We start from the raw sequence: 24817 nt of genomic DNA on the forward strand, positions 1-24817 counted from the left end.
TCTCTGTGCCGCAGCGGCGGACCGTCTCTGTGGTTAAAAACAACCCTGCTTCACAAAAGCACCCTAACCACCATGCGTTATACCCACGTCACTGCCGACAAGATCAGCGCATTTAATAGTCCGCTAGATGAGCTATAACGGGTTGATGGGTAGATGCCGTCGAAGCAGTTGGCGCAGTTGCGACAGACTGAAAAACCGGCTTTTGAGTACGTAATCGACCGTGTACCGTTTAACAGCCCGTTTCATGACAATGATTTCCCCACGTGCGTTCAACCGGTACAGCCGACCCTGCGCGTCGAGGAAATAGTTGGGATAGCCGTCAATATCCCACACCCGGTCGGCGGCGACCAGTACCTGTTTGTGTTTCACACTACTTTTACTGAGAATGGTTGGAAGTAAAGGTAGCGTTTCTCATCTTGTCAACACATTCGCTTGTCTTTGACGTTAAAAACAAAACGCGGAACTATAACGTGCTGATAGCCAAACCAACGTAGTTCCGCAACTTTGCGTACATTAACTTGTTGGGCGGGGCCAGCCATAAAAGGGCTTGTGCGTGGTCCGTTTGGCGTGTGACAGGTTGCTCGCTTGTGGAGCCGTCGGGCGGTGCGTGGGGTCAGTTTCGGCTGACATTTTGCACGCCTGAGTAAGTGAAGTTTGGATCTTCTAAGTCCGTCGCTCCGGCGACAAAACACACGCCTGAGTGAGGTAGGTTTGGGCTTTCGTTCCGGGCCTCGCTTGACAATGAGCAGGCCCCTCCACTAATTCTTGTATTATGACCATTCAACACCACCAAGTAGAAGAGCAAAAAATTGCCGAGATAATCTCGACGGAGGTGATTATTCAAACCGTTGAGGATGGAGCTAATTTAGTGGCCAATATCTACTACCAAGGCTATGACGCCCTAATTCTACATCAAGGCAATCTCACGGCTAACTTTTTCGATCTGACGACTCAACTAGTGGGTGAAATCCTGCAAAAGTTTTCCAACTTTCGAGTTCGCTTGGCTATTGTTGGCGATTTTAGCTCGTATTCAAGTAAGAGTCTCCAGGCTTTCATAGCCGAGAGTAATAAAGGCGGTCAAATTAACTTTGTCAGTTCAATAGCGGAGGCTTTGATTAAACTCTCAAAGGCATAAGTCAAGGGCGGGTTTCCGCTCCGCGCTGCTATCCTTCCGTTGACAGGTTGCTCGCCGGTGGAGCCAAGTTGGGGGCCACCCAACATACGAAGGGCGTAAAGGCTCGCTTCGCTCACCATCGCCCCTTCGGGGTGTTGGGTGGCCCGTTCATGTCGGGGCTTGCGTGGCTCCCCTCTTTCGTTCGACAGGTAGCACGGCTCAGGAGCCATCGGGTGGTGCGTTAGGGCGGTCTTAGCTGACAGTGCGCTCGCCTGAGTGATGCAAGTTGCAGGCTTCCAAGTCCAGTTTCAGGCTGACAGTTGGCACGTATTGGTGAGTCAATTTACTGTTAATCAAATAATTATTATTTGATTCCTGCGTGGATTGGCCTCGGTTGACCAGGCTAACGCCCCCGTAAGGCGACTTTATGTCAACCCATCTTCAATTAATATGACTCCTGCTATCAAAACCATTCTGAAAGCTGTAACAACACTTAACTTATCTGACAAACTTAACTCATTATTGTTAACTCCTACTTGACTATACACAGATGAGTATTAGCTTACGTTGCAAAACTACCTATTCTTACATCCATATAAACTGACACAGCGTATGAAGGCATTAGATATTTTGAAGCTATACAAAAATGAATATCCGACGATTGAATTGGATATGTTATCTGCTGAAAAATATGAAATAAACGGAAACTTAAAATATGCAGGTGAGAAGTACAAGTTCATTGCTAGAAACCTTCTAAAACTCAAACTCGCGCCATTTGCAATAGATTATTATTTGATAGCCAGCGATTTATTCATCAAATCAACTAATTATGAAAAAGCTATCGGAACAGAGCTAACCATCTACCAGATATATAGACTTGAGAATAATACAGTAGGAATGGCGACCACTTATGAAAAAATTGCTTCCTATTACAAATATTATATGAATAATAATGGAACAGCAGGATCATACTATATGATGTCTGCAAAACTATACGAGCGAGATCAGAATTACTCATCTGCTTTTAAAAAGGCCAGATTTGCTTGCGAGTGTTTAGAAAACATCAGGAATAGTGAGCTGAAAAGAAGTGCTAATAGTCTTGCTTTTAGGATGGCTCTTCAATCAAGATATTATGAAAGAGCAGGGATACATGCAAAAAAATGGCTCGATTTAATGCCCAAAGACTATTCACCGCATTATATATCTATATGTATGAAAGGTTACAGATCATTCATCGATACAGATAGAGCAAATGATGCATTCTATTTCGTAAATGAAATAGTTATAGCACATTATGAAAAAGGTATAACACAGGACAAAATTATTAAATACTTGATTGATGGAATAAAACTGTATATTAAAGATACTAAGGAGATGAATGAATTATACAACACAAGAATTCTTTCAGAGCTTAAAACAAATATTGATTCTCAATTTAAGTATTCAATTGAACTCAGAGCGTTTTCTAATTCACTTGGCCTAGATCATATAGCTAATTTTTTTTATTTACAAGAGAAGGAGTTAATAAGGCAGAAGGCAAAAAATAGTAGAACATATTACAAATATTTCAACTATACATTGTGGAAAATATCATGTAGCTATGGTACTAGTCTTATCAGGTGGTTTCTAACATCTGCCATAATTATCGTTGTATTTGGGGTGTTGTACTCTGATTTTAGTTTTGTTAATATTGAGAATACATCGCTCAGGAATATTGTATCTGATATAAAACCAAGTGTAAAAATTACAAGCATTGATAATTGGTTTTCTCCTTATTATTATAGCGTTGTAACTTTTGCAACATTAGGTTATGGAGATATATTACCGAGTGATCTCTCAGGACAAATCTTTTCAGTGATAGAAGTACTAACTGGATATTTGATGCTCGGAGGACTACTGTCTGTTTTTTCAAAGAAAATGATAAGATAATTTTATCATCAGTAAACTTCGCTATTTGGCATTTACGGCTGACAGTTACATTTAAGAACACCATTATTCTTTGCCCAACACGACTGGGGGTAAAAAGGTTAGCTAAGTTGGGGCTTCGTTTGCGTAGGCTGGGTTGCGCTGGTCGGCTCTGTGATAGGACCGTCTGTCGGTCGACAGGTTGCTCGCCCCCGGCGGCAAATAGAGGGCATCCCAACCAGCTGGGGGTGTAAAGGCTCCTACGTCGCCATCAGCCCCCAAGGTCGTTGGGTGCTTCCATCCATCATGCAAGTGGACGTTTCACGTATCGCACCCACCCCTATGCCAACGTATGAGGGCGACTTTCAAAGCAGGAGATGTGTCTGTTGTTAGTTCAATAACCGCTTATGGCTACCGCCAGGCAACCGAGTAGGCTAGGTAGGCTAACAAGGCTGCCAATTCTGAGCGCCTCATGAGGCTGTCCTGGAATTAGTCATGGAGTCAACTAAGCTGGCCTTATGAGTTTGCTTCATGGCTACAGACTCAATTACAGTAGGCTGCGATGACCTTGTAAGCCGGATTGTATCCTAGTTCACCCGCTTTGGAGAGGTCGAGGCACCCGCCGTTTTCGTCGCCAAGGCTGTTTTTAAGGATACCCCGAATGTAGTAAGCTTCGGCGTAGCGTGGATTGAGCTTAATGGTGTTGTTGCAGTCAATGATGGCCGCGTGCTGATCGCCCTGCTCTGACCGGATCAGCGCGCGCGTGAAGTAGGCATCAGCGTAGGTTGGATTTAGCTCAACGGCCCTGTTCATGTCGGCAATGGCCAGCCGCGCGTCACCCTGCGCCTTGCGGCTGCTGCCCCGGCTCAAATAAGCTTCGGCCCGGTCTTTACTGAGCTTATTGATGCTGCTCCGCGCCTGCACCTGGTTGCGGAAGTTGTCGAGCACGTCGCGGGTGAGGCGGCTGGCATATACCTGCTTCGCCTCTTTATTCACGTTGGCATTGTCGATCTCGATAGCCTGATTGAAATCCTGAATAGCGCCTTTGTCGTCGGCGAGTTTGCTGCGGCACAGGCCCCGCCCGTAATACGCCGGGTAGTAGGTGCCCATAAGCCGGATGGTCTGGTTGAAGTCGGTCAGCGCCGCTTTATAGTCGTCGAGTTTGCTCTTGGCGAAGCCCCGGTAATAGTATGATTCGCCGTCTTCGGGGTTCAGCTCAATGGCTTTGTTGAGGTCGGCGATGGCCCCGGCAAAATCGTTCAGCGCCACCCTCGATACACCCCTGCCCGCGTAGGCCAGGGGCTTTTTTGGTGTTGCGTCAATTACTTTGGCAAAGTCGGGCAGACTTCCCTTCACGTCGTCGAGGCGCTGTTTGGTAATTCCCCGCAGGTAATAAGCGTCTATGTTGGCCGGGTTCAGTTCAATGGCTTTGTTGAAGTCGGCCAGAGCACCCCGGTATTGCTCCACGCGGCGGCGGCTCTGGCCCCGGTTGTAGTAAGCCTGGGCATTGGCAGGGTTGAGTTCAATAGCCCGGCCGTAGTCGAGCAGAGCACCGCGGTCATCATTTTGCTTGCTTTTGCTGGCCCCCCGACTGAGGTAGACAAGGGCGTCGCCGGGGTTGAGTTCAATGGCCCGGTCGTAATCGAGCAGCGCCCCCCGGTGGTCGTTCAGGTTTGCTTTGGCCAGCCCGCGGTTGTAGTAGCTCTCGGCCCGGTCGGGGTTCATGGTTATAGCTACGCTGAACGCTTTTAAAGCCCCGGTAAAGTCTCCGGCTCGATTTTTGAGGATACCCTCATCAAAACTATCAACGGGATTTTGTTGAGCAGCAGCCCTCCAGGGTTGACATAATAAACACAGGACCAGAGCGGCCAGGGGCAGTAAACAGCGCTTCATAGGTGGTAGGTACAACTGACGGTGAGTCGCCAACGGAACGACAATCAGAATTGTACCACAAATTCCGCACCATCATTTTGCCGGTAGCTAAGTTGACCACGTAGCTGCTGGGTGAGTGCTTTTACCAGCCGCATACCCAGCGATGCCCCCGACAGATTCATGATGCCGTTGGGAATACCAGGGCCGTTGTCACGAACGGTGAGCCGGTTGCGGCCATCATCCGTCCGGTCCAGAATCAGCTGAATACGGCAATCGCCCATGTTATAAAAAGCATGCTTGAATGAATTGGTAATCAGTTCATTCACGATAAGCCCCAGGGGCACGGCCGTGTCGAGCGATACGTTGAGCGCAGCCACGTTGTCTACTTTGATAGCCACATTCGGGATCAGCTCGGCATGGTGGTGGGCAATAATACGCGTCAGCTCTTCCAGGTAAGCGCACAGATCAACGGTGCTGACATTTTCGTTTTTATAGAGCTTTTCGTGCAGAATAGCGATGGACTCAAGCCGTTTTTCGCTTGTACGCAGCGCGTTCAGGGCGCGGGCATCGGTCACGGTGTTTGTTTGCAGCCTTAGAATAGAGGCAATCACCTGCAAATGGTTGCGCATCCGGTGGTGGCTTTCCCGCAGCAGCATCTTCAGTTCTTCCGATTCCTGCGCGGCTCGTTTGTCCACTTCGGTCAGGTAAACTGTTTTGTCAAAGAAAACAAAGAAAATAGTAATGAGCGCGGCAAAACTGAACGAGCAAAGCAGCAGATACCCCACCGACGTGAATGGGATGAAGCCAATCCATTTCGAATAAAAAAACAGGGTGCCGGCAATACCAAACGTGATGATGATGTTGACCAGAATCTGCTTCCAGAGGGTCCAGCGACGTTGTTGCTCCCTACGATGCCGGGGAAATAGCAAACCCAACAGCACCCCCGGCAAACCCACCCATATGGCAACGGGAACGCCAAAGCCCAGTAGCACCCAGAATTTGTGGGGATGCCGGAACTCTGCCAGGCCAAACGGTTGAAAGACCAGATCAACGAGCGCGACAATCATACCCGCAATAGTGGCCTTTAATCCGGCATTGCGGACCGTAAAGGGCTGCGGATACGGTTGTTTTAACCGGCTGACAAGAAAGGGATAGAGCGACATAGGTTGCTACCAAGACAACCCATAAAGCTAAGTCTATTTTTATTGCCTTAAACTAACAACTATCTGACCGGTCAGCGATTCGCCCGGATCCAGGATCGTTAGCCCCTCATTATTATTAAACGAATCGACGTTGGCCGTCAGGGGTTCAATGGCAATGCTGTCGCGGCGTCCCGGTGTGTAGATTACGAGGTAGGGCAACGATTCACTTTGTTCCACCACCAGACTGACCCCTTCGGTTGGCCAGCGCACCACCGTTTCGGCCCGACGCTGGGCATTAACGCGGGTTGGGTCAACCACAAATGGCGTATCGAATGACACATCTTTGAGCGAAGCCGGGCCACGGTGAACGTCGCTGGCGGGTTGCTGACCGTTTGGAATCATGTGCTGATCGAGGTGTATTTCGGTCTTCACAGGCAGGGTCAGTTCCAGCTCATCGGTATCGGCGTTGTTGAGCGTGAAGTAGGGATGCCAGCCAAATGCCGCCGGACAGCGGGCCGTGCCCGTATTCATGGCCGCAAACGTGAAATCCAGCCCCTGGTCATTTAGGGTGTAGGTAACCGCCAGTGAAAACGGAAACGGGTAGCCCGACAGGTCGCCCGGGTAGTCGTATTGCACACTGATCTGGGCGTGCTGAGCGCTGGTCTCCTGGCGCATCACCCGAAATGCTTTGCCATGTACGAAGCCGTGCAGGGCGTTGCTACGCCGGGTTTCGTTTAGTGGCAAGGCATACGCTTCGCCATCGAAGCGGTATACACCCTGAAAAATCCGGCTGGGATACGGGTACAGGAGCGCACTGGCGTAGGTCTCGTCGGCCCAGAGCACCTGCGCCGAACCAGCTGTATCAATAACCTTATACCGCTTGCCGTCGCGGCGCAACACCAGTTGCCGCAGGATGCCGCCAAAAGCGGGTAGTACCGTGGCCCATTCACCTGTTTCGGTATTGGCTAAAATATAGTCGATGAGCGGCGGAGCGCCTTCGATGGGGTCAAGCTGGCGGGTTGTAATCGTGTACATATGGATCAGAAAGGCCTATTTACCTACAGAATCCACAAAGTACGGGGGTTGTTTGGAAAAAGGAGTGCAAGGTTTAACGTCCAAGGTCCAAAGTGGGCTGACGCTGCAATATGCGTGCGTCAGCCCACTTTGGACCTTGGACGTTAAACCTTGCACTCCTCTCTCAATACCAGCGGTAGGTCAAACCAGCCGAGAGCAGGAGGTTCTGGGCACCATTGATCTCGTTGTATTTGTAGAACACGTTCTGGTACTGCGCCTGAATCTCGCCGCCAAGGCCCTTTTCGCGTTTGCCAAATACTTTCACACCAATGGCTGGCGCAATGGCCCCCGCAAATTTCTTGTCGGTGTCGGCCAGGGTGCCGTAGTAGTTGGTGTAGTTCATAAACGCACCACCGCCCGCCACCTGTACGTAGGGCCGGATGGGAGCCGCCGGATCACTAAAATAGTACGCCGCCGAAGCCATCACGGGCGTCATGGTCAGGGTGCGGGTCTGCACCGCCGAAATCGTTTCGCCCGATGTAAACGTGGTCAACTGCCGGGGCAACCGTTGCTGATTGTACTGGTAACCCGTTTGCAAACCCAGCGAAAAATTCTGCGGAAACTGCCACTCCATCGTCAGCAGGGCGTTGGCGGGTGAAATCGTTGAGATGTAATTCCGGCTACTGCCCATTGGCAACCCAACACCATACCGCAACGACGTGTTGAACGTCACGTACCGGCTGTATGTCGACTCGCGCATGAGGTTGTAGGCGTTGAGGCGGGGCCGCCCGTAGGCGTCGCGGTTTGGGTCTGTCCGGGGTGTGGGGTTAGGGGCAGGGGTCGTTCCACGTTCGGGCAAATCCTGCGCCCGGCCCGATAAGGTGGCCAGTCCCAGCAGAGCGGCCATTATGATTGACTTGTTCATAGGTTGTTGACAATTAGCGTGTTGCCTTCAGGTAGGTTGACTGAGCAAACGCGTCGGTGATGAGTTTGTTGATCGAAGCCGTATCGAAAATTCCGTTGCCACGTAGTTCGGCCTGGTAGATCACGCGCAGTTGATTCTGCGGGGCGTTGGGGTCGGTAGTGGGCGTAGTGATAACCCGGTTCTTGAGGTCTACTAACTCCACGCGCCAGTAGCGGTCTGTTACCTGGTAGTACTGGTAATAGCTGGGGTAGTAGGCCGAATAGCCGTAGCCATACCCGTAGCCCCAGTAGTTACCATAGCCCGCGTAGGGGTTGGTGGTCACGCCCGTGTAGCGATTGTTCACGCGCGTAACGGCCACGCCCAGGTCAGCCGATTTCCCCGCCGCCACGCGCGTATAGCCCCGATTGGTCAGCTCCTGAGCTACCTGCGCTACAATCTGTTGCTCAACAGGCTGGCTGGACTGGCTATAACCGTTATTCGACTCCACAATAACCGAGTCGGGCAGGCTAAACGTTTTGTACTGACTAAAATCAATCTGCCGGTCGTAGTTGGTAATCAATACGTTAGAGTCAGCCGGGGTCAGGTTATTAACGGCGTTATCAGTACAGGCCGATAGGCCCACACCAAGGCCCAGCGCCAGCACAGCCGCTGCCAGGGGCCGCCGGAATTGGCCACTTATCTTACTTGTTTTCATAGGATTAACGTTGGATTTGCACTACCTACAAAACGTATAGACTATACCAAAAGTTTGTCGTGGCCCGGCGTTAATGAGATCCTAATTTATTTCCAGCCAGGGGTTAATCCCGCGCCTTATCCAGAAACTTCCTTCTGGAACCCTACACACCATTTCAAGCCTTATAGGGTTAGGCAGATGCCGTATCTTTGCCGTTTGAAACGATCTAGTAGACTGTGCTGTACACGGAATATAAAAACCTCAATTACGCCGCTCTTGCCGAGGCGGTGCTGGCGCACTGGAAGGAAACAAACGCCTTCGAACAGTCGGTAACCCTGCGGGAAGGAAAGCCGACCTTTACGTTTTACGAAGGCCCTCCCTCGGCCAATGGCATGCCGGGCATTCACCACGTGATGGCCCGTGCCATTAAAGATATTTTCTGCCGCTACAAGACGCTGAAGGGCTTTCAGGTGCCCCGCAAAGGTGGCTGGGATACCCACGGCCTACCCATCGAGCTTCAGGTAGAGAAAGAACTCGGCATCACCAAAGACGACATTGGCAAGACCATTTCGGTGGCCGAATACAACCAGAAATGCCGCGAGACGGTCATGCGATTTACTGACCGCTGGAACGACCTGACCGAAAAAATGGGCTACTGGGTGGACCTCGAACACCCTTACGTCACCTACGAAACAGATTATATTGAGTCGGTATGGTGGCTGCTCAAGCAACTTTACGACAAAGGGTTGCTCTACAAGGGCTACACCATCCAGCCGTTTTCGCCGAAAGCGGGTACGGGGCTCAGCTCGCACGAACTGAACATGCCGGGTACGTATAAAGACGTAAAAGACACCACGGTGGTAGCGCAGTTTAAGGTGAAACCCAACGGCAAGTCGGGCTTTCTTTTCTTCGACTCCGCCGACGCCGATGTATACATCCTGGCCTGGACTACCACGCCCTGGACCCTGCCCGCCAACTCGGCCCTGACGGTGGGCGCCAACATTGATTACGTGCTGGTGAAGACCATCAATCCCTACACCTTCATGCCGGTACACGTGGTGCTGGCCAAGAACCTGGTGGGCCGGTGGCTGAACGAAAAAGGGCGCGTCGACAGCATCAACAGCCCTGCCTTTGATGCCTACCTCTCGACCGACAAAATCATCCCCTGGGCGCTGGTGTCGGAGTTTAAAGGGCAACACCTGGAAGGCATCGAATATGAGCAGTTGATGCCCTATGTTAGCCCCACGCCAAAGGAAAACGAGGGCAAACCATTCCGCGTAATTCTGGGCGATTTTGTGACCACCGAAGACGGTACGGGTGTGGTGCATACGTCGCCTACGTTCGGCGCTGATGACTTCCGCGTAGCACAGCAGAATGGTATTCCGGCCATCATGGTCAAAGACGAAACCGGCAAGGATGTGCCCATTGTGGATCGTCAGGGGCGTTTTGTGACTGAAATCACCGACTTTGCGGGGCGGTATGTGAAAGAGGAATATTACAGTGACGAAGAACGCGCCGACCCCGACTTCAAACCCACCGACGTGCTGATTGCCATTCAGCTGAAGGAGGAAAACAAAGCGTTTCGGGTGGAGAAGTACGAACACCCTTACCCCCACTGCTGGCGCACCGATAAACCCATTCTGTACTACCCCCTCGATAGCTGGTTTATCAAAACCACGGCGGTGAAAGACCGGCTGGTGGAACTAAACAAAACCATCAACTGGCAACCCGAAAGCACCGGCACGGGCCGCTTTGGCAACTGGCTCGAAAACCTCGTGGACTGGAACCTGAGCCGCAGCCGGTTCTGGGGTACGCCCCTGCCCATCTGGCGCTCGGAAACGCGTGAAGAGATTTGCATCGGTTCTGTGGCAGAATTAGTCGGGCAGGTGCAAAAAGCCCTTGCCTCGGATATACTGACTGCTGAGCAACGAGCTAACAACGAGTCGTTTATGGTCGCCTACGCGGCTGGTAACGTTGATCTCCACCGGCCTTATTCCGACGAAATTTACTTCGTATCAGGGTCAGGTAAGCTCATGCAGCGCGAACCGGACCTGATCGACGTGTGGTTCGATTCGGGGGCCATGCCGTATGCACAATGGCATTATCCGTTCGAGAACAAGGACCAATTCGAGCAGTCGTATCCGGCTGATTTTATCTCGGAAGGTGTTGACCAAACGCGGGGCTGGTTCTTTACGCTCCACGCCATCGCGGGTATGCTGTTCGACTCGGTAGCGTTCAAAAACGTGGTTTCAACGGGCCTGGTGCTGGACAAAAACGGCCAGAAAATGTCGAAACGGCTGGGCAACGCCATCGACCCCTTCACCACGCTGTCGGAGTACGGGGCCGATGCCACGCGCTGGTACATGATGACCAACACCGAACCCTGGGACAACCTGCGCTTTAACCTCGACGGGGTGGCCGAAGTGCAGCGGCGGTTCTTCGGTACGCTGACCAACACCTACAATTTCTTTGCGCTTTACGCCAACGTAGACGGCTACCGAATTGAGCCGTTCGACCGGGACGCCGAACTGCGCATCCCGCGCGAGCAACTGCCCGAACTGGATCGGTGGATTCTGTCGAAACTGAACACACTCATTCGCGAGGTAGAGGCTTCTTTTGAGGCGTATAACCCCACCAAAGCGGGGCGGCTGATTCAGGACTTCGTTAATGACCAACTCTCGAACTGGTATGTGCGCTTGTGTCGGCGGCGGTTCTGGGCCGGTAAAATGAGCACCGACAAACGGGCGGCTTATCAGACCCTGCACCACTGCCTGACGTCGGTGGCGCAGTTGATGTCACCCATTGCGCCGTTCTACGCCGACTGGCTGTATCAGAACCTGACGGCCGCTGTTCGGCAGGAGTCAATTGCCCAAAACAGCGCAGTGACGGACCACCCGTTCAGGCATGATTCGGTGCATTTCACAGACTGGCAGGGTGCTGAAGAAGACTGGATCGACACGGACCTGGAAGAGGCAATGGCCCTGGCGCAGCAGATCAGTTCGATGGTGCATTCCCTGCGGAAAAACCATAAACTGAAGGTGCGGCAACCCCTGTCGCGGGTGCTGATCCCGGTGGTCTCGGTAGGGCAATCAACGAGCACCATGCAACGGCAGATCGAGCAGGTGGCCCCGATTATTGAGTCGGAGGTGAATGTGAAAACGGTGGAATTTGTGGCCGACGCCAGCGGGTTGCTGACTAAAAAGGTGAAGCCCAACTTCAAAGCCCTCGGCCCCAAATTCGGTAAGCAGATGAAAGACGTAGCCGCCGCCATCACGGCCATGACATCCGACGAATTGACCCAGTTGGAACGCACCAGTAACCTGCAACTAGCTGGTTTTGATTTGCAACTGACCGACGTAGAGATCCTGACCGAAGATGTGCCCGGCTGGGTAGTGGCCGTTGATGGTCCGCTGACGGTGGCCCTCGACGTGACCGTGACTGATGAGCTACGCCGCGAAGGCATTGCCCGCGACCTGGTAAACCGGATTCAGAACCTGCGGAAAGATCAGCAGTTCGACGTGACCGACAAGATCAACGTGGCCCTGGAGCGCAATAATGAGCTACTTTCTGAAGCCGTAGAGGCCAACCGCGCCTATATTCAGCAGGAAGTGCAGGCCGTAAAACTGGAGTTGGTACCCAGCCTCAACGGGGGCTCGGTGGAAATTGATATGGATGAGTTTGTGCTGAAAGTCAAGGTCGAACGGGTGTAATTCTACTTTGGCATGGTGTTTGTAAAAATACTTAGTAATCCATAAACGTGATAGGCGATCTGTCTCGTTAACACACACAAACCTTGGTAAGCCCGGCTACGTTGTATGCCGGGCTTCTTTGTTTTAAGCACCGTCATTTATAGACAGCACCGGCTTGACCCCTACCTTTGCGGCATAACCCGTCAACTCTCCCGTATGCCTCAACGGATACTTGTTCTCCTCTTTGTGCTCGGCACGTTCCCGGGCTTTGTCTTTGCCCAGGCCATTACCCGTGGGCCTTACCTGCAACGGGTCACGCCAACGGGCGTTACCGTTCGCTGGCGCACCGACGTACCCACCGACAGCCGGGTGCGGTACGGCGCGGGGCTTTCACAGCAAGCCGTTGACAATGCCCAGACAACTGAACACATTGTGGTGTTGACCGGGCTGCAACCGGCCACACGCTACACCTATGCCGTGGGTACGTCGAAAGTCGATTTGTCGCCCGCCAATGACGCCTCCTACGCGTTCAAAACAGCCCCGGCGTTTGGGTCGAATGAAGCGGTGCGGGTGTGGGTACTGGGCGATTTTGGGGCCATTGGCCCTCGTCAGGATCAGGCGTTTTCGTCGTATAAAGCCGCCACCAAAAACCAGCCGCCCGACCTTTGGGTGTGGCTGGGGGATAATGCCTACTCCTATGGTCGCGATGACGAGTACCAGCGCAACGTATTCGATTATTACCCCGAACAGCTCCGCAGCCTGCCGTTCTACGCCACCCCCGGCAACCACGATTACCACGACGACGTCAACGACTTCAACGTTCCCTACTTCGCGCTGACCACCCCACCCACCAACGCCGAGGCGGGCGGCGTAGCGTCTAAATCAACGTCTTATTATTCCGTCGACTACGGTCCCCTGCACCTGATTTCGCTCGATTCGTACGGTAACTTTCCTGGTCAGGGACGCATTTTCGATACCACCAGCACCCAGATCGAGTGGTTGAAGCGGGATTTGGCGGCCAACGCAGCCTCGGCAAAAAAGCGTCCCTGGACCGTCATTTTCTTTCACCATCCTCCCTACACGCAGGGGTCGCGCAATTCCGACACCGAGCAGGACCTGATTCTGAATCGTGCCCGGCTCACGCCCATTTTCGAGCGGTATAACGTGGATCTGGTGCTCAGCGGCCACAGTCACATCTATGAACGAACCTACCAGATCCGCAACCACCGCGACCTGTCGGCCACGTTCAACAAGCGGACGATGGCCACCGACACCAGCACCGGACGGTACGACGGCTCGGCCAACTCATGCCCCATCGTGCAAAAGGACGGCAGCCTGATCTACATCGTCAACGGGTCGGGCGGCGCGTTGGGCGGCCGGGCACCGAATTACCCGCACAAGGCCATGGTCTACAGCTATACCGACGAAGGGGGCTCGATGCTGTTTGACGTAGCCGAAAACCGCCTCGATGCGCAATGGCTGGCTCCCAGCGGCGTGAAAGACCGCTTTACGCTGGTTAAAAACGTAAACCGCCGCCAAACCATCACCGCCGAATACGGCGACACGTTAACGCTAAGGGCCTCGTGGCCGGGCGAGTACAATTGGTCGGGCGGGCAAACGGGACGGACCATCCGCACGGTCAATCAGTCGGGTACATTCCGGGTGACCGACGGGAAAAACTGTCTTGCCGACGAGTATCAGGTCACGGCCCTGCCAAAGCCCCGCTTCGTCACCAATGCCCTGAGTGCCGCCGCTTACTGCCCCGGCACGGCCATTGCGCTCTCGGTCACTCCCGAAAATACCACTAAAGCCAACGCCTGGACCTACACCGTAGAACTGTCCGATGCCAGCGGGTCTTTCACCAGCCCGGTTGTGGTGGGGTCGGGTTCGCTGGCTACGCTGATTGCCAAACTGCCCGCCAACCTGCCGGGCGGGGCGGGCTATCGGCTGCGGGTAGTGCCCCAAAACGTACCTTATGCCGAGGCGGTAGCCAGTCCAGCCTTCACCGTGCAGCAACCGGCTACGGCCACACTGTCGGCGGGCATAGCCCTGGTCGGCCAGCCTACTACGGCCACCGTTACGCTGGGCGGAAACGGCCCCTGGCGGGGTACCTTTTCCGATGGCACTTCGTTTTCGGCCACCAGCAGCCCGGCGCTTGTTACGCTGCCCGCCAGCCAGCCCGGTTCTATCCGGCTGACGCAGATAAGTGGGGCCTGCGGCGCGGGAACGGTGCAGGGCGCGGGCGAAGTACTGGTGCAGCAGATCACCGCTACCGAACCCAACCTACCCGCCGTTACTGTTTTTCCTAACCCGACTACCGGCCAGATTTGGGTCGAACTGGAGGTGCCCGGTCCGGAAGCGGCCCAAATTGACCTTTTTAACCAGCAGGGGACCCGCGTGGCCAACCGACGTGTAGCCCCTGCTCCCACCCGGCAACGGCTGCCTTTTCAACTCGACAAGCCAGGAATTTACGTTGTCAGGATTCAAATTGGCGCGCAGACGGTTAGCCATAAAGTAATCCGTCAATAACGTCAAACGAATGTCAGTAACCAGTTCGCTTCCTGCCGTTGACCCATTGAACCGTACGCGGTTGTGGTCGGCGCTGGGGGCCGTGTATATTTTGTGGGGGTCTACCTACCTGTTCATCCATTTCATGACCGAGCAGATGCCGCCACTGTACATGGCCTCGGTGCGCTACATTGTGGCAGGCGGCATCCTCTATGGCGTATCACGGCTTACGGGCACAGCGCGGGCTACGCGGGCCGAGTGGCGCAGCACGGCCATCATTGGCTTTCTGCTGCTGACGGTAGCCAACGGCTGTCTTACGATGGCCATCCAGTATATCCCGTCGGGTATGGCGGCGCTGCTGGGTGGGCTGTTGCCCATTTACCTGCTGCTGCTGAACTGGATTTCATTTGGCCGAAAACGCCCGTCGGTACTGGCCCTGATTGGCCTGGTATTTGGGCTGGTCGGTATTTACCTACTCATCGCGCCCGAAAAAATGGTGGGCACGGGTGGCGTTCATGCCAACATTATCGGGACGGCGCTTGTGGCCGTGGGTAACCTGTCGTGGGCTATCGGCACGCTGCTTACGCCCCGGCTGCCCCAGCCACACCAGACGCTCGCCAGCGGCATGCAGATGCTTTGTGGTGGCGTTATTTTACTCATAATCAGCCTGTTGATGGAACCTGTTACCCCCTGGAGCATCCTGGCGGCCCCGCCCAAAGCCATCTGGTCGATGCTGTATCTGGTTGTGTTCGGTTCCATCATCGGCTTTTCGGCCTATGCCTGGCTGGCCCGGAATGCGCCCCCTACGCTGCTGTCAACCTACGCTTTTGTGAACCCCGTGGTGGCATTGCTGTTGGGGATCACCTTCGCTGGTGAAGTCTTTTCGATGCAGTCGCTGGCAGGTGCCGCCGTAGCGCTTATTGGCGTGGTCTTTATCACGCTGGGGCGGAAATAAACAAAGCTAGGGCGCAGCCAGCTGCATCAGTATTCCGCAGGCGTAGCCCATGTAGGTGCCCACAGCATAGCCCAGAATAGCCATCAGCACCCCTACCGGAGCCAGGGCGGGATGAAACGCCGCCGCCACGATGGGTGCCGTGGCTGGTCCGCCAATGCAGGCCTGACTGCCCACCGCCAGAAAGAAATACGGTGCCCGCAATAGCCGACAAACCAGCAGCATAATACCCACGTGAAAGGCCATCCACAGCAGGGCCACCACGACCAATCCCGGCTGGTCGGCAATGGCCAGAATGTTCATTTTCAGGCCGATGGTGGCAATCATCACGTAAAGCAAAACGGTGGCAATGGTCGACGCCCCCGCACTTTCCAACCGGCGTAATCGGGTAAATGATACCCCCACCCCAATGGCGGTGGCCAGACCTACGAGCCAGAAAAAAGGCGTTCCCAGGCTGAAACGGCTCAGCAATGGGTGGTTGGCGTTGATGTAGCCGGCCAGCGGATCGGCAATAGCGGTGGCGAGAGCCGTGGCGCCAAACCCCACAGACAGCACCTGCACTAGGGGCGTGAGCGTAATCGGCTCCAATGGGCGGGCCTGCTTCTGAGCCTCCACCCGCCGCCGCACTTCTTCCACCGCCGAGGCGTCGGCACCCAGCCAGCGGTCGATGCGCGGAGCACGGGCGGCACCGTAGAGCAAGACACCCAGCCAGAGGTTAGCCACGAGCACGTCGACAGTAACGATAGCTGAAAAGAGTGCGTTGCTGGGTTGAAACACTTCCTTGAGAGCAGTTTGGTTGGCCCCACCGCCAATCCAGGTGCCGGCCAGCGTGGCCAGTCCGCGCCAGACGGCATCGGGTCCCTGTCCACCCACCAGCGAGGGTGCCACGTGCGCCAGCGTCCACACGGCCAGTGGACCGCCCACCATAATGCTCACCGCCGATGCGCCAAACATCACGACTGCCGTGCGCCCCAACCGCCGAAACGCCCCGATATCGATCCCCAGCGTGAACAGGACCAGGCTACAGGGTAGCAGTATCCGCGTCACCACGGCATAGAGGGCATCAACGGCAGCCGGGTCGGCAAGGTGAGCCGTATTGAGCAGCGAGGGCAAAAAGTAGCAAAGGAGCGTGGTGGGCACGATTTCGTAAAACCGTTTCCAGAAGGGCCGTAAGCTGGCGGCGGTAGTCAGTACAGCGGCAATAATGCAGAAAAGGAAGCCGAAAAGGACGGGAGCAGGCATATGCGTCGATAGTCGTAAGTCGGCTGAAGCGTCTTACAACTGTCGACTTACGACTATCGACGCATATAAACAAACAACGCCGGCCTCAACCTGAGCCGGCGTGTCGTAATTACACTTCATCAACAAACTAAAAACCAAGCCGGAACGCCGGCGCGGGCTGTAGGAGGGGGATTCGAACCACCCACGGTGCGGTTAGCTACAGTACAACTTCTGGTGGTCAACCCCAGTCGCTCCTAAGAAACGAGTTCCGCAAAGCGGCATTATGCTGCGTTTATCCCTTATCACCACCCCCGAGACAGGAGGGCACGTCTGCCAGTTTCGACACCCTACAATGAAAAAAGAACCTTGTCACGTTTTTACTTGCGGGTTGTCTCACTACCCGACCAACTTGACATAACAAAGTTAGCAGCGCGACCTTCGTTTTTGCAAGTATTCTATAAAAAAACCTCAAAATTTATCGCATTTTTAAAAATATGCTATATTTGTTATGAACTCGTCAAAAACTAAATGGAAAAGGGGGGCAAAAATTTTGAAATTGACAACGTCGATCTGAAAATCCTGAATCTGCTCATGCAGGATGCCACGATGGCCTACACCGAAATTGGCAAACGAATCTTTGTGTCGGGGGGGACGGTCCACGTCAGGATGAAAAAAATGGAAGATATGGGCATCGTGCGGGGCTCGCAGCTCATCATCGACCACACCAAACTGGGCTGGGACATCAGCGCTTTTCTGGGTATCTACCTCGACAAGAGTTCGTTATACGAAGAAGTGGCGGTGCAACTGATGAAAATCCCGGAAGTGGTCAACGTGCATTACACCACGGGCATCTACAGCATCTTTGCCAAAATCGTTTGCCGCGATACCCTCCACCTCCGCGAGGTATTGCACGACAAAATCCAGAAAGTAAGCGGCATACAACGTACCGAAACGTTTATCTCCCTCGAAGAAAGCGTGAACCGCCCTGTACCCGTTACAGAAGAAGAAGTGAACTGATTTACGAATGACGAATTACGAATGACGATTTTTGCTGACGCCAGAGCAGGCTAGCAAACTGTGGCAGCGTCAGCAAAAATCGTAAATCGTCATTCGTAATTCGTAATTCGTAAATCACTTGTCTATCCTCCCTCCTGCCGGTCGTATACGCGACGGCCTCAACTTCGCCAGTAAGCTAACCCCCAGGCGGGTGGCTAATGCCCTGCGGGTGCTGACGAGCTTTTATGCCTCGCGCCGGAGTGGGCAACCCAACCAGCGGGGACTACCCGTGTCGCTCTCGGTCGAGCCAACGACTTCCTGCAATTTGCGCTGTCCCGAATGCCCCAGCGGCCTGCGGTCGTTTACCCGGCCTACGGGTATGCTTGGTGAGGACTTATTCAAACGCACCATCGACGAACTGCACGATACCTTATTATACCTCATCTTCTATTTCCAGGGCGAGCCCTACCTCCACCCCCAATTTCTGGAGCTTGTCCGCTACGCCGCCAACCGGAATATTTACACCGCCACCAGCACCAACGCCCACTACCTCACCGACGAAAACGCCCGCAAAACGGTTGAGTCAGGCCTCGACAGGCTCATTATTTCTATCGACGGCACCACACAGGACGTTTATGAGCAGTACCGGGTAGGGGGTAAACTGGCCAAAGTGCTGGAAGGAACGCGCAACCTGATCCGCTGGAAAAAAGAGTTGAAATCGACTACGCCACACGTGATCTTTCAGTTTCTGGTCGTGAAGCCCAATGAACACCAGATTGCCCACGTGCAGCAACTGGCCAGGGAGCTTGGTGTGGATGAAGTAAAACTGAAAACAGCGCAGATTTACGACTACGAAAACGGCTCGGACCTGATGCCGACCATCGACAAATACAGCCGTTACGCCAAAAAAGCCGACGGTACCTTCGGCGTGAAAAACGCCCTGCTGGACCACTGCTGGCGCATGTGGCACTCGTGCGTGATGACCTGGGATGGCCGCATCGTGCCCTGCTGCTTCGACAAAGACGCCGACCACCAACTGGGCACGTTGCAGGAAAACACCTTCCGCGATGTCTGGTTCAGCCCCGCCTACCGCCGCTTTCGTCAGACCCTCATCCAGAACCGCGCCGAGATCGACATGTGCAAGAACTGCACCGAGGGCGCCAAGGTGTGGGCGTGATTTAATGAGCAACCATACGCTGCCAACCCATGACTGCCAACCAGCCCACCAAACCAACCTACATCAACCGCGACCTGAGTTGGCTCAGCTTCAACCATCGGGTGTTGCAGGAAGCGGCCAACCCCCATGTGCCGGTCTATGAACGGGTGCGGTTTCTCGCTATTTTCTCGTCTAACTTAGATGAGTTCTTCCGGGTACGCATGTCGTCGTTGCTCTCGCTGGAGGGCCAGCGTACGGCCGAGAATGATGATGCAGAACCCCTGTTTCTGCCCGCCATTCAGGCGCAGGTGATGCAGTCGCAGCAAGAATTCGGGCGGCTGCTGGTGGAGGAAGTCCTGCCCGAACTAGACCGGCAGGGCGTACACCTCTACTACGGCGACCCGCTCCGGCCCGAACATGCCGCCGCCGTGAGCGACTATTTTTTTAGCCGGGTGCTGGGGTTATTACGACCAATCTGGCTCGACGAAGCCCCTACCAAACCCCTGAACGTACCCGACAGCGCGCTTTATCTGGCGGTTTCATTGCAGGGGCCGGGTGGGCAGCAGCGGGCGCTGGTCAATATTCCCGATCAGCACCTGCCCCGTTTCCTGGCGTTGCCGCCCATAGCTGGCCATCACTTTATCGCGTTCCTCGACGACATAATCCGGCCCCACCTGTCGGCCCTGTTTCCGGGCTACAGGGTAGTGAGTTGCCACAGCGTGAAGATCACCCGCAACGCCGATGTGAGCATTGCCGATGAATTTGTGGGACAGATGGACGAAAACATCGCCCGGATGCTCGATCAGCGGAAAGAAGGCCACACCACACGCTTTCTCTACGACCCCGCTATTCCCGCCGACCTGTTAACTACACTACAGACCGCGTTTGGCTTATTGCCCCAGTCGCTGGTGCTGGGGGGGCGTTACCATAACCTGAGCAGCCTGATGAACCTGCCCAACCCCGTTGGTAATGACCTCAATTATCCACCTCAGCCCCCGCATCCGGTAGCGGGTCTGCAAGGCGAGAAGTCCATTTTCGATCGGCTCGACGGGCGCGACTACCTGCTCCACACGCCCTACCAAAGCTACAACCCGGTATTGCGGTTTTTTAACGAAGCCGCCACGCACCCCGACGTGACCGATATCTTCGTGACGTTCTACCGCATCGCCGCCGATTCGGCCATTGGGCAGGCCCTGCTTAGCGCGGCCCGTAACGGCAAGCACGTAACGGTGTTTATGGAACTGAAAGCCCGTTTCGACGAGGCCAATAACCTCCGCTGGAGCAAGCAGTTTAAGGCCGCGGGCATCCGGCTCGTCTATAGCATTCCGAACCTGAAAGTCCACGCTAAAATTGCCTTTGTCAAACGCCGGATCAACGGTCAGGAGCGCCGTTATGGCTTGTTTTCAACGGGTAATTTCAACGAAAACACCGCCCGCTTCTACACCGACCATATTCTCCTGACAAGCCACCCCGGCCTCACTACGGACCTTGACCAGCTTGTGAGGTACCTGCAAACCCGAAAGCAACCTGCCCAATACCCACCTATCGCATTTGACCATCTGCTGGTAGCCCAGTTCAACCTGCTGCCGCAGTTGCTGGCGCTCATTGACCGCGAAATAACGCACCACCAGGCAGGGCGCCCGGCCCGTATTACACTCAAGCTCAATAATTTACAGGACCAGACAATGGTAGATAAGCTCTACGAGGCCAGCCGGGCGGGTGTGCCTATCGACCTGGTCGTACGCGGCATCTGCACGCTCCTCCCCAACGTACCTGGCCAAAGCGAAACCATCCGGGTCCGGCGTATCGTGGATCGGTACCTCGAACACGGACGGGTATTCGTGTTTCATAACAATGGCCAGCCCGACACCTACCTTGGCTCTGCCGACTGGATGAGCCGCAACCTGCACCGCCGCGTAGAAGTCTGCTTTCCGGTGTATGACCCCACACTGAGCCAGCAGCTTCGTCAACTGATTGATGTTCAGCTAGCCGACAATACCCAGGCTACTTTGCTCAACGAACATGCCGACTGGGAAGCGGTCTCCAACAGCCAGCCACCGCTTCGCTCACAGGCGGCCATTTATGAACGCCTGCGGCAGACGTGAAACATTTTCGTGAAACATTACTTGGAAAGGTAGTTTCGTTACGGCATCTTTGACCCTGCAACGAACAGTCCCATGGGTAAAGTTATTGCCATTGCCAACCAGAAGGGTGGCGTCGGTAAAACCACAACAACAATCAACCTCGCGGCCAGTTTGGCGGCCCTCGAATTCCGGACGCTCATTGTTGACGCTGATCCGCAGGCCAACTCAACCTCCGGGTTGGGGTACAACCCGAAGGAAATCGAGAACAGTATCTACGAATGCATGATCGAAGACGTGCAAACGCGCGACGCTATCATTCAGACCGACTTCCCGAACCTTGATCTGCTGCCGTCTCACATCGATCTGGTGGGGGCCGAAATTGAGATGATCAATCTGCAAAGTCGGGAAGACAAGATGAAAGAGGCGCTGGCGCACGTCCGCGACGACTACGATTTCATCATTGTCGACTGCTCACCGTCGCTGGGTCTGATCACGATCAACAGCCTTACCGCTGCCGATTCGGTCATTATTCCGGTGCAGTGCGAATATTTTGCGCTCGAAGGGCTGGGTAAACTGCTGAACACGATCAAGATTATTCAGTCGCGGCTCAACACGAACCTGGCCATCGAAGGCATTCTGCTCACGATGTATGATCTGCGCGTCCGGCTGTCGAATCAGGTGGTGGGCGAAGTAACCTCGCACTTCCAGCAGATGGTCTTCAGCACGATCATCCCGCGCAACATCCGCCTGAGTGAGTCACCCAGCTTTGGCGTACCCGTGCTGGCGCAGGACGCCGACAGCAAGGGGGCTATCAGCTACCTGAATCTAGCCCGCGAAATCCTGGCGAAAAACGGCCTGATGCCCCAAGAGACAGTTTAACGTTGAATGTCCAATGTCTAAAGTTGACCTCTATCGGCAAACTTTTAACACTAGACATTAGACTTGACACTCATTCCTATGAACACCACAAATGCAAAACCGGGGGGTACAAAACCCAACAAACTAACCGGCCTGGGCCGGGGATTGGGTGCGCTCTTGCAGGATAGTGAAAATCGGCAGGCCAAACCCTCGCCCTATGAGTCGATCAGCACGATGACCGAAATAGGTCTCGAACAGATTGAAACAAATCCCTTCCAGCCCCGTACCCGTTTCGACGAAGAGGCTCTGAATGAACTGGCCGACTCGATCCGGGTGCAGGGCATCATTCAGCCCATTACGGTGCGGCAGTTGGGCAAAGACCATTACCAGCTCATCTCCGGCGAACGGCGTTTGCAGGCCTCAAAGCTGATCGGGATGTTGCACATTCCGGCCTATGTCCGCACGGCCAACGACCAGCAGATGCTGGAAATGGCGCTGATCGAGAACATTCAGCGCGAAAACCTGAACTCGATTGAAATTGCCCTCTCCTATCAGCGCCTTATCACCGAGTGCAGCCTGAAACAGGAAGAGTTGGGCGAGCGCGTGGGTAAAAACCGAACTACCGTCAATAACTACATCCGGTTGCTGAAGCTACCTCCCGTTATTCAGGCCTCCCTGCGCGACACCCGGATTTCAATGGGTCACGCCCGTGCCATCATCAACATCGACAACCCGGACGTGCAGATCAAGCTCTTCAACAAAATCATCGAAGAAGACTGGTCGGTACGAAAAGTAGAGGAAGCCGTCCGAAACCTGTCGATGGTCGACGAAGCTGTTCCGGCCCGTAAAATCACGCTACCCAAGCAGGAGATGCGCAGTTTACAGTTTAAGCTGTCGTCGATGTTTGGCACGAAGGTGATGATCAAGGCCGATGACAAACACACGGGCGAGATCAAGATTCCGTTTACGTCGCAGGAAGACCTCGACCGGATTTTGAATGTCCTGAACTATTCGGCTTAAGGTTTTTTAAGCCATCGCAGCAGCCAAACCAACCGGCGCGTTCGTTACTCGTGTGGCGTCATGCCACGAATGTCCGCGCCGGTCGCGTCAATACCGAGTTTTTCAGTGAGCAATCTTTTTCTCCGTTTGGGTCTGTTTGGGTTACTGCTATGGCTGGGTTTGGTTAGCCCGCTCTGCGCCCAAACACCCGACACCACCCGGCCTGCTCCCACAGGGCGTTTTCCCATTATCCGGCAGGATCTACCAGCCGATACCATCCGGCCAGATGTGGTGGAATATGACACGCTGGCTGCTGATACGCCCGCCGCTGATACGGTGGCACTGTCGGATTCGGCCAACGCGAGAATCAGGAAGATCATACCGAAAAAAGCAGCGTTGCTGTCGCTGGCATTGCCGGGGTTGGGCCAGTACTACAACGGTCAAATCTGGAAGATCCCGATCATCTATGCTGGTTTCACCACGTTTGGGATTCTGATCAGTAGGTTCAACGGGCAGTACGTTGAGTTTTTGAACGCCTATACCGTAGCGTATAATAAACCCGGCACTAATCCGCAGTTGAAGAAGGCGTTGGTGGCCAGCCGAAACTTGGAGTATGATCTCAACCAGCTACAGCGGGGCACCGAATTTTACCGCCGCTGGCGCGATTATAACTACATTTTTACGGCCCTCTTCTGGGCATTGAACGTAGTCGACGCCAACGTAACGGCTCACCTGAAAACTTTCGATATCTCCGATAGCCTGACCCTGCGCTACCATCCGGTCATTATTCCCGCTACGGTGGGCATGGTACCGGGCGTAAGTCTCACGCTTTCTTTCCGAAAATAAATGCAATGACTATTCTCTTGCTGGGCTACGGCAAAATGGGTAAAACCATTGAGCAAATTGCCCTCGATCGTAACCATACCATTGTTGGGCGCATCGACGTCAGTAACCGGGCCGACATGGACCGGCTTACAGATGATGCCGTCGATGTGGTGATCGAATTCAGTTCGCCCGAAGCCGTAGTCGATAACCTGCGTTACTGCATTGGTCGGGGCTGGGCAGTGGTATGTGGCACCACGGGCTGGCTAAGCCAACGCGCCGAGATTGAGGCGGCCGTGCGCGAACGGGGCAGTGCCTTTTTCTACGCCTCAAACTACAGCATTGGCGTAAACCTGTTTTTTCGGTTAAACAAAACCCTGGCGAAGTTTATGCACAACTACCCCAGCTACCACGTTTCGATGACCGAGATTCACCATACAGAAAAGAAAGATGCCCCCTCCGGCACTGCCATCACCCTGGCCGAGGGCTTACTCAACAACCTGCCCCACAAGCACCGTTGGGCTGTTTCGGAGGAAGGTAAACCCGCCGCGGGCAACACCGACGACGCCATTGTGATTGATTCCGTTCGCGAAGGCACCGTACCCGGCACGCATATTGTCCGGTTCGAGTCAGACGTTGACCGGATTGAGATTTCGCACGTGGCGCACAACCGGCAGGGGTTTGCCATCGGTGCCGTTATCGCCGCCGAATGGCTCGCCTCCCGGCAAGGCGTGTTTGGCATGGATGATTTGCTGGGGGAATAGTTACCTAAACACCGGACGTTAGACACTGGATTCGTAAAAACCTGATTTTGGCGCATACCAATCGACACTGTTCAGCACCATACATCCAATATCCAGCATCCAACGTCCTATATCCGATATCCT

19 protein-coding genes are annotated in these 24817 nt (G+C 54.2%); 12 read left to right on the top strand and 7 right to left on the bottom strand.

All coding sequences use genetic code 11. The annotated features are described in order from the left end of the window. Positions 1-132: 132 nt before the first annotated feature. Positions 133-369 (bottom strand): hypothetical protein, encoded by a 237-nt coding sequence (locus tag J2I47_RS25010; RefSeq protein ID WP_207367362.1) that lies wholly within the window; start codon positions 367-369, stop codon positions 133-135. 403 nt (positions 370-772) lie between these two features. Here J2I47_RS25010 and J2I47_RS25015 point away from each other — a divergent pair, with 403 nt between their 5' ends. Both J2I47_RS25015 and J2I47_RS25020 read left to right on the top strand, forming a co-directional pair. After that, positions 773-1135: a DUF4180 domain-containing protein gene (locus J2I47_RS25015; RefSeq protein ID WP_207367363.1), complete on the top strand. Its 363-nt coding sequence runs from the start codon at positions 773-775 to the stop codon at positions 1133-1135. A gap of 591 nt (positions 1136-1726) precedes the next feature. After that, entirely contained in the window at positions 1727-3043 is a 1317-nt protein-coding gene (locus tag J2I47_RS25020; RefSeq protein WP_207367364.1) for a potassium channel family protein, read from the top strand. A 519-nt stretch (positions 3044-3562) separates the two neighbouring features. Here the strand turns inward: J2I47_RS25020 and J2I47_RS25025 are convergent. The 5 genes from J2I47_RS25025 to J2I47_RS25045 all read right to left on the bottom strand — a co-directional run bounded on the left by J2I47_RS25025 (position 3563) and on the right by J2I47_RS25045 (position 8666). Continuing rightward, the gene (locus J2I47_RS25025) at positions 3563-4912 is read right to left on the bottom strand and encodes a tetratricopeptide repeat protein (RefSeq protein WP_207367365.1); all 1350 of its coding nucleotides are present in this window, start codon (positions 4910-4912) and stop codon (positions 3563-3565) included. A gap of 44 nt (positions 4913-4956) precedes the next feature. Further along, entirely contained in the window at positions 4957-6054 is a 1098-nt protein-coding gene (locus J2I47_RS25030; protein ID WP_207367366.1) for a sensor histidine kinase, read from the bottom strand. 39 nt (positions 6055-6093) lie between these two features. After that, complete coding sequence (locus J2I47_RS25035) at positions 6094-7068, bottom strand: aldose 1-epimerase (protein WP_207367367.1); 975 nt, start codon at positions 7066-7068, stop codon at positions 6094-6096. Positions 7069-7231: 163 nt separating this feature from the next. Further along, a complete protein-coding gene (locus J2I47_RS25040) occupies positions 7232-7972 on the bottom strand; it encodes a hypothetical protein (protein WP_207367368.1) in 741 nt (246 codons plus the stop codon). Positions 7973-7985: 13 nt separating this feature from the next. Next, on the bottom strand, positions 7986-8666 hold the full coding sequence (locus J2I47_RS25045; RefSeq protein WP_207367369.1) for a DUF4136 domain-containing protein: 681 nt from the start codon (positions 8664-8666) through the stop codon (positions 7986-7988). A 215-nt stretch (positions 8667-8881) separates the two neighbouring features. Between J2I47_RS25045 and ileS the strand changes: the two genes are divergently transcribed. From ileS to J2I47_RS25060, 3 genes are all read left to right on the top strand, one after another. Further along, entirely contained in the window at positions 8882-12355 is a 3474-nt protein-coding gene (gene ileS, locus J2I47_RS25050; protein ID WP_207367370.1) for an isoleucine--tRNA ligase, read from the top strand. Between the two features lie 195 nt (positions 12356-12550). Then, the gene (locus J2I47_RS25055) at positions 12551-14863 is read left to right on the top strand and encodes a metallophosphoesterase (protein WP_207367371.1); all 2313 of its coding nucleotides are present in this window, start codon (positions 12551-12553) and stop codon (positions 14861-14863) included. Between the two features lie 10 nt (positions 14864-14873). Further along, positions 14874-15797, top strand: a complete 924-nt coding sequence (locus J2I47_RS25060) for an EamA family transporter (protein WP_207367372.1) — start codon at positions 14874-14876, stop codon at positions 15795-15797. 6 nt (positions 15798-15803) lie between these two features. Here J2I47_RS25060 and J2I47_RS25065 read toward each other — a convergent pair whose 3' ends face one another. Beyond that, a complete protein-coding gene (locus J2I47_RS25065) occupies positions 15804-17036 on the bottom strand; it encodes a DUF819 family protein (protein WP_207367373.1) in 1233 nt (410 codons plus the stop codon). A gap of 507 nt (positions 17037-17543) precedes the next feature. Here J2I47_RS25065 and J2I47_RS25070 point away from each other — a divergent pair. The 7 genes from J2I47_RS25070 to dapB all read left to right on the top strand — a co-directional run bounded on the left by J2I47_RS25070 (position 17544) and on the right by dapB (position 24694). Beyond that, entirely contained in the window at positions 17544-18032 is a 489-nt protein-coding gene (locus J2I47_RS25070) for an Lrp/AsnC ligand binding domain-containing protein (protein ID WP_207367374.1), read from the top strand. A gap of 118 nt (positions 18033-18150) precedes the next feature. Beyond that, positions 18151-19188 carry a radical SAM protein gene (locus tag J2I47_RS25075; RefSeq protein ID WP_207367375.1) on the top strand — a complete coding sequence of 346 codons (1038 nt, stop codon included), beginning with the start codon at positions 18151-18153 and terminating at the stop codon, positions 19186-19188. Between the two features lie 29 nt (positions 19189-19217). Next, on the top strand, positions 19218-21272 hold the full coding sequence (gene ppk1 / locus J2I47_RS25080; RefSeq protein WP_207367376.1) for a polyphosphate kinase 1: 2055 nt from the start codon (positions 19218-19220) through the stop codon (positions 21270-21272). Between the two features lie 72 nt (positions 21273-21344). Continuing rightward, positions 21345-22130 carry a ParA family protein gene (locus tag J2I47_RS25085; protein ID WP_207367377.1) on the top strand — a complete coding sequence of 262 codons (786 nt, stop codon included), beginning with the start codon at positions 21345-21347 and terminating at the stop codon, positions 22128-22130. Between the two features lie 78 nt (positions 22131-22208). After that, positions 22209-23129: a ParB/RepB/Spo0J family partition protein gene (locus tag J2I47_RS25090; protein ID WP_207367378.1), complete on the top strand. Its 921-nt coding sequence runs from the start codon at positions 22209-22211 to the stop codon at positions 23127-23129. Positions 23130-23234: 105 nt separating this feature from the next. After that, positions 23235-23954, top strand: a complete 720-nt coding sequence (locus J2I47_RS25095) for a DUF5683 domain-containing protein (protein WP_207367379.1) — start codon at positions 23235-23237, stop codon at positions 23952-23954. A 5-nt stretch (positions 23955-23959) separates the two neighbouring features. Next, a complete protein-coding gene (gene dapB / locus J2I47_RS25100; protein WP_207367380.1) occupies positions 23960-24694 on the top strand; it encodes a 4-hydroxy-tetrahydrodipicolinate reductase in 735 nt (244 codons plus the stop codon). Positions 24695-24817 lie beyond the last annotated feature (123 nt).

The organism is Fibrella rubiginis, assembly GCF_017353185.1.
Taxonomy (GTDB): Bacteria; Bacteroidota; Bacteroidia; order Cytophagales; family Spirosomataceae; genus Fibrella; species Fibrella rubiginis.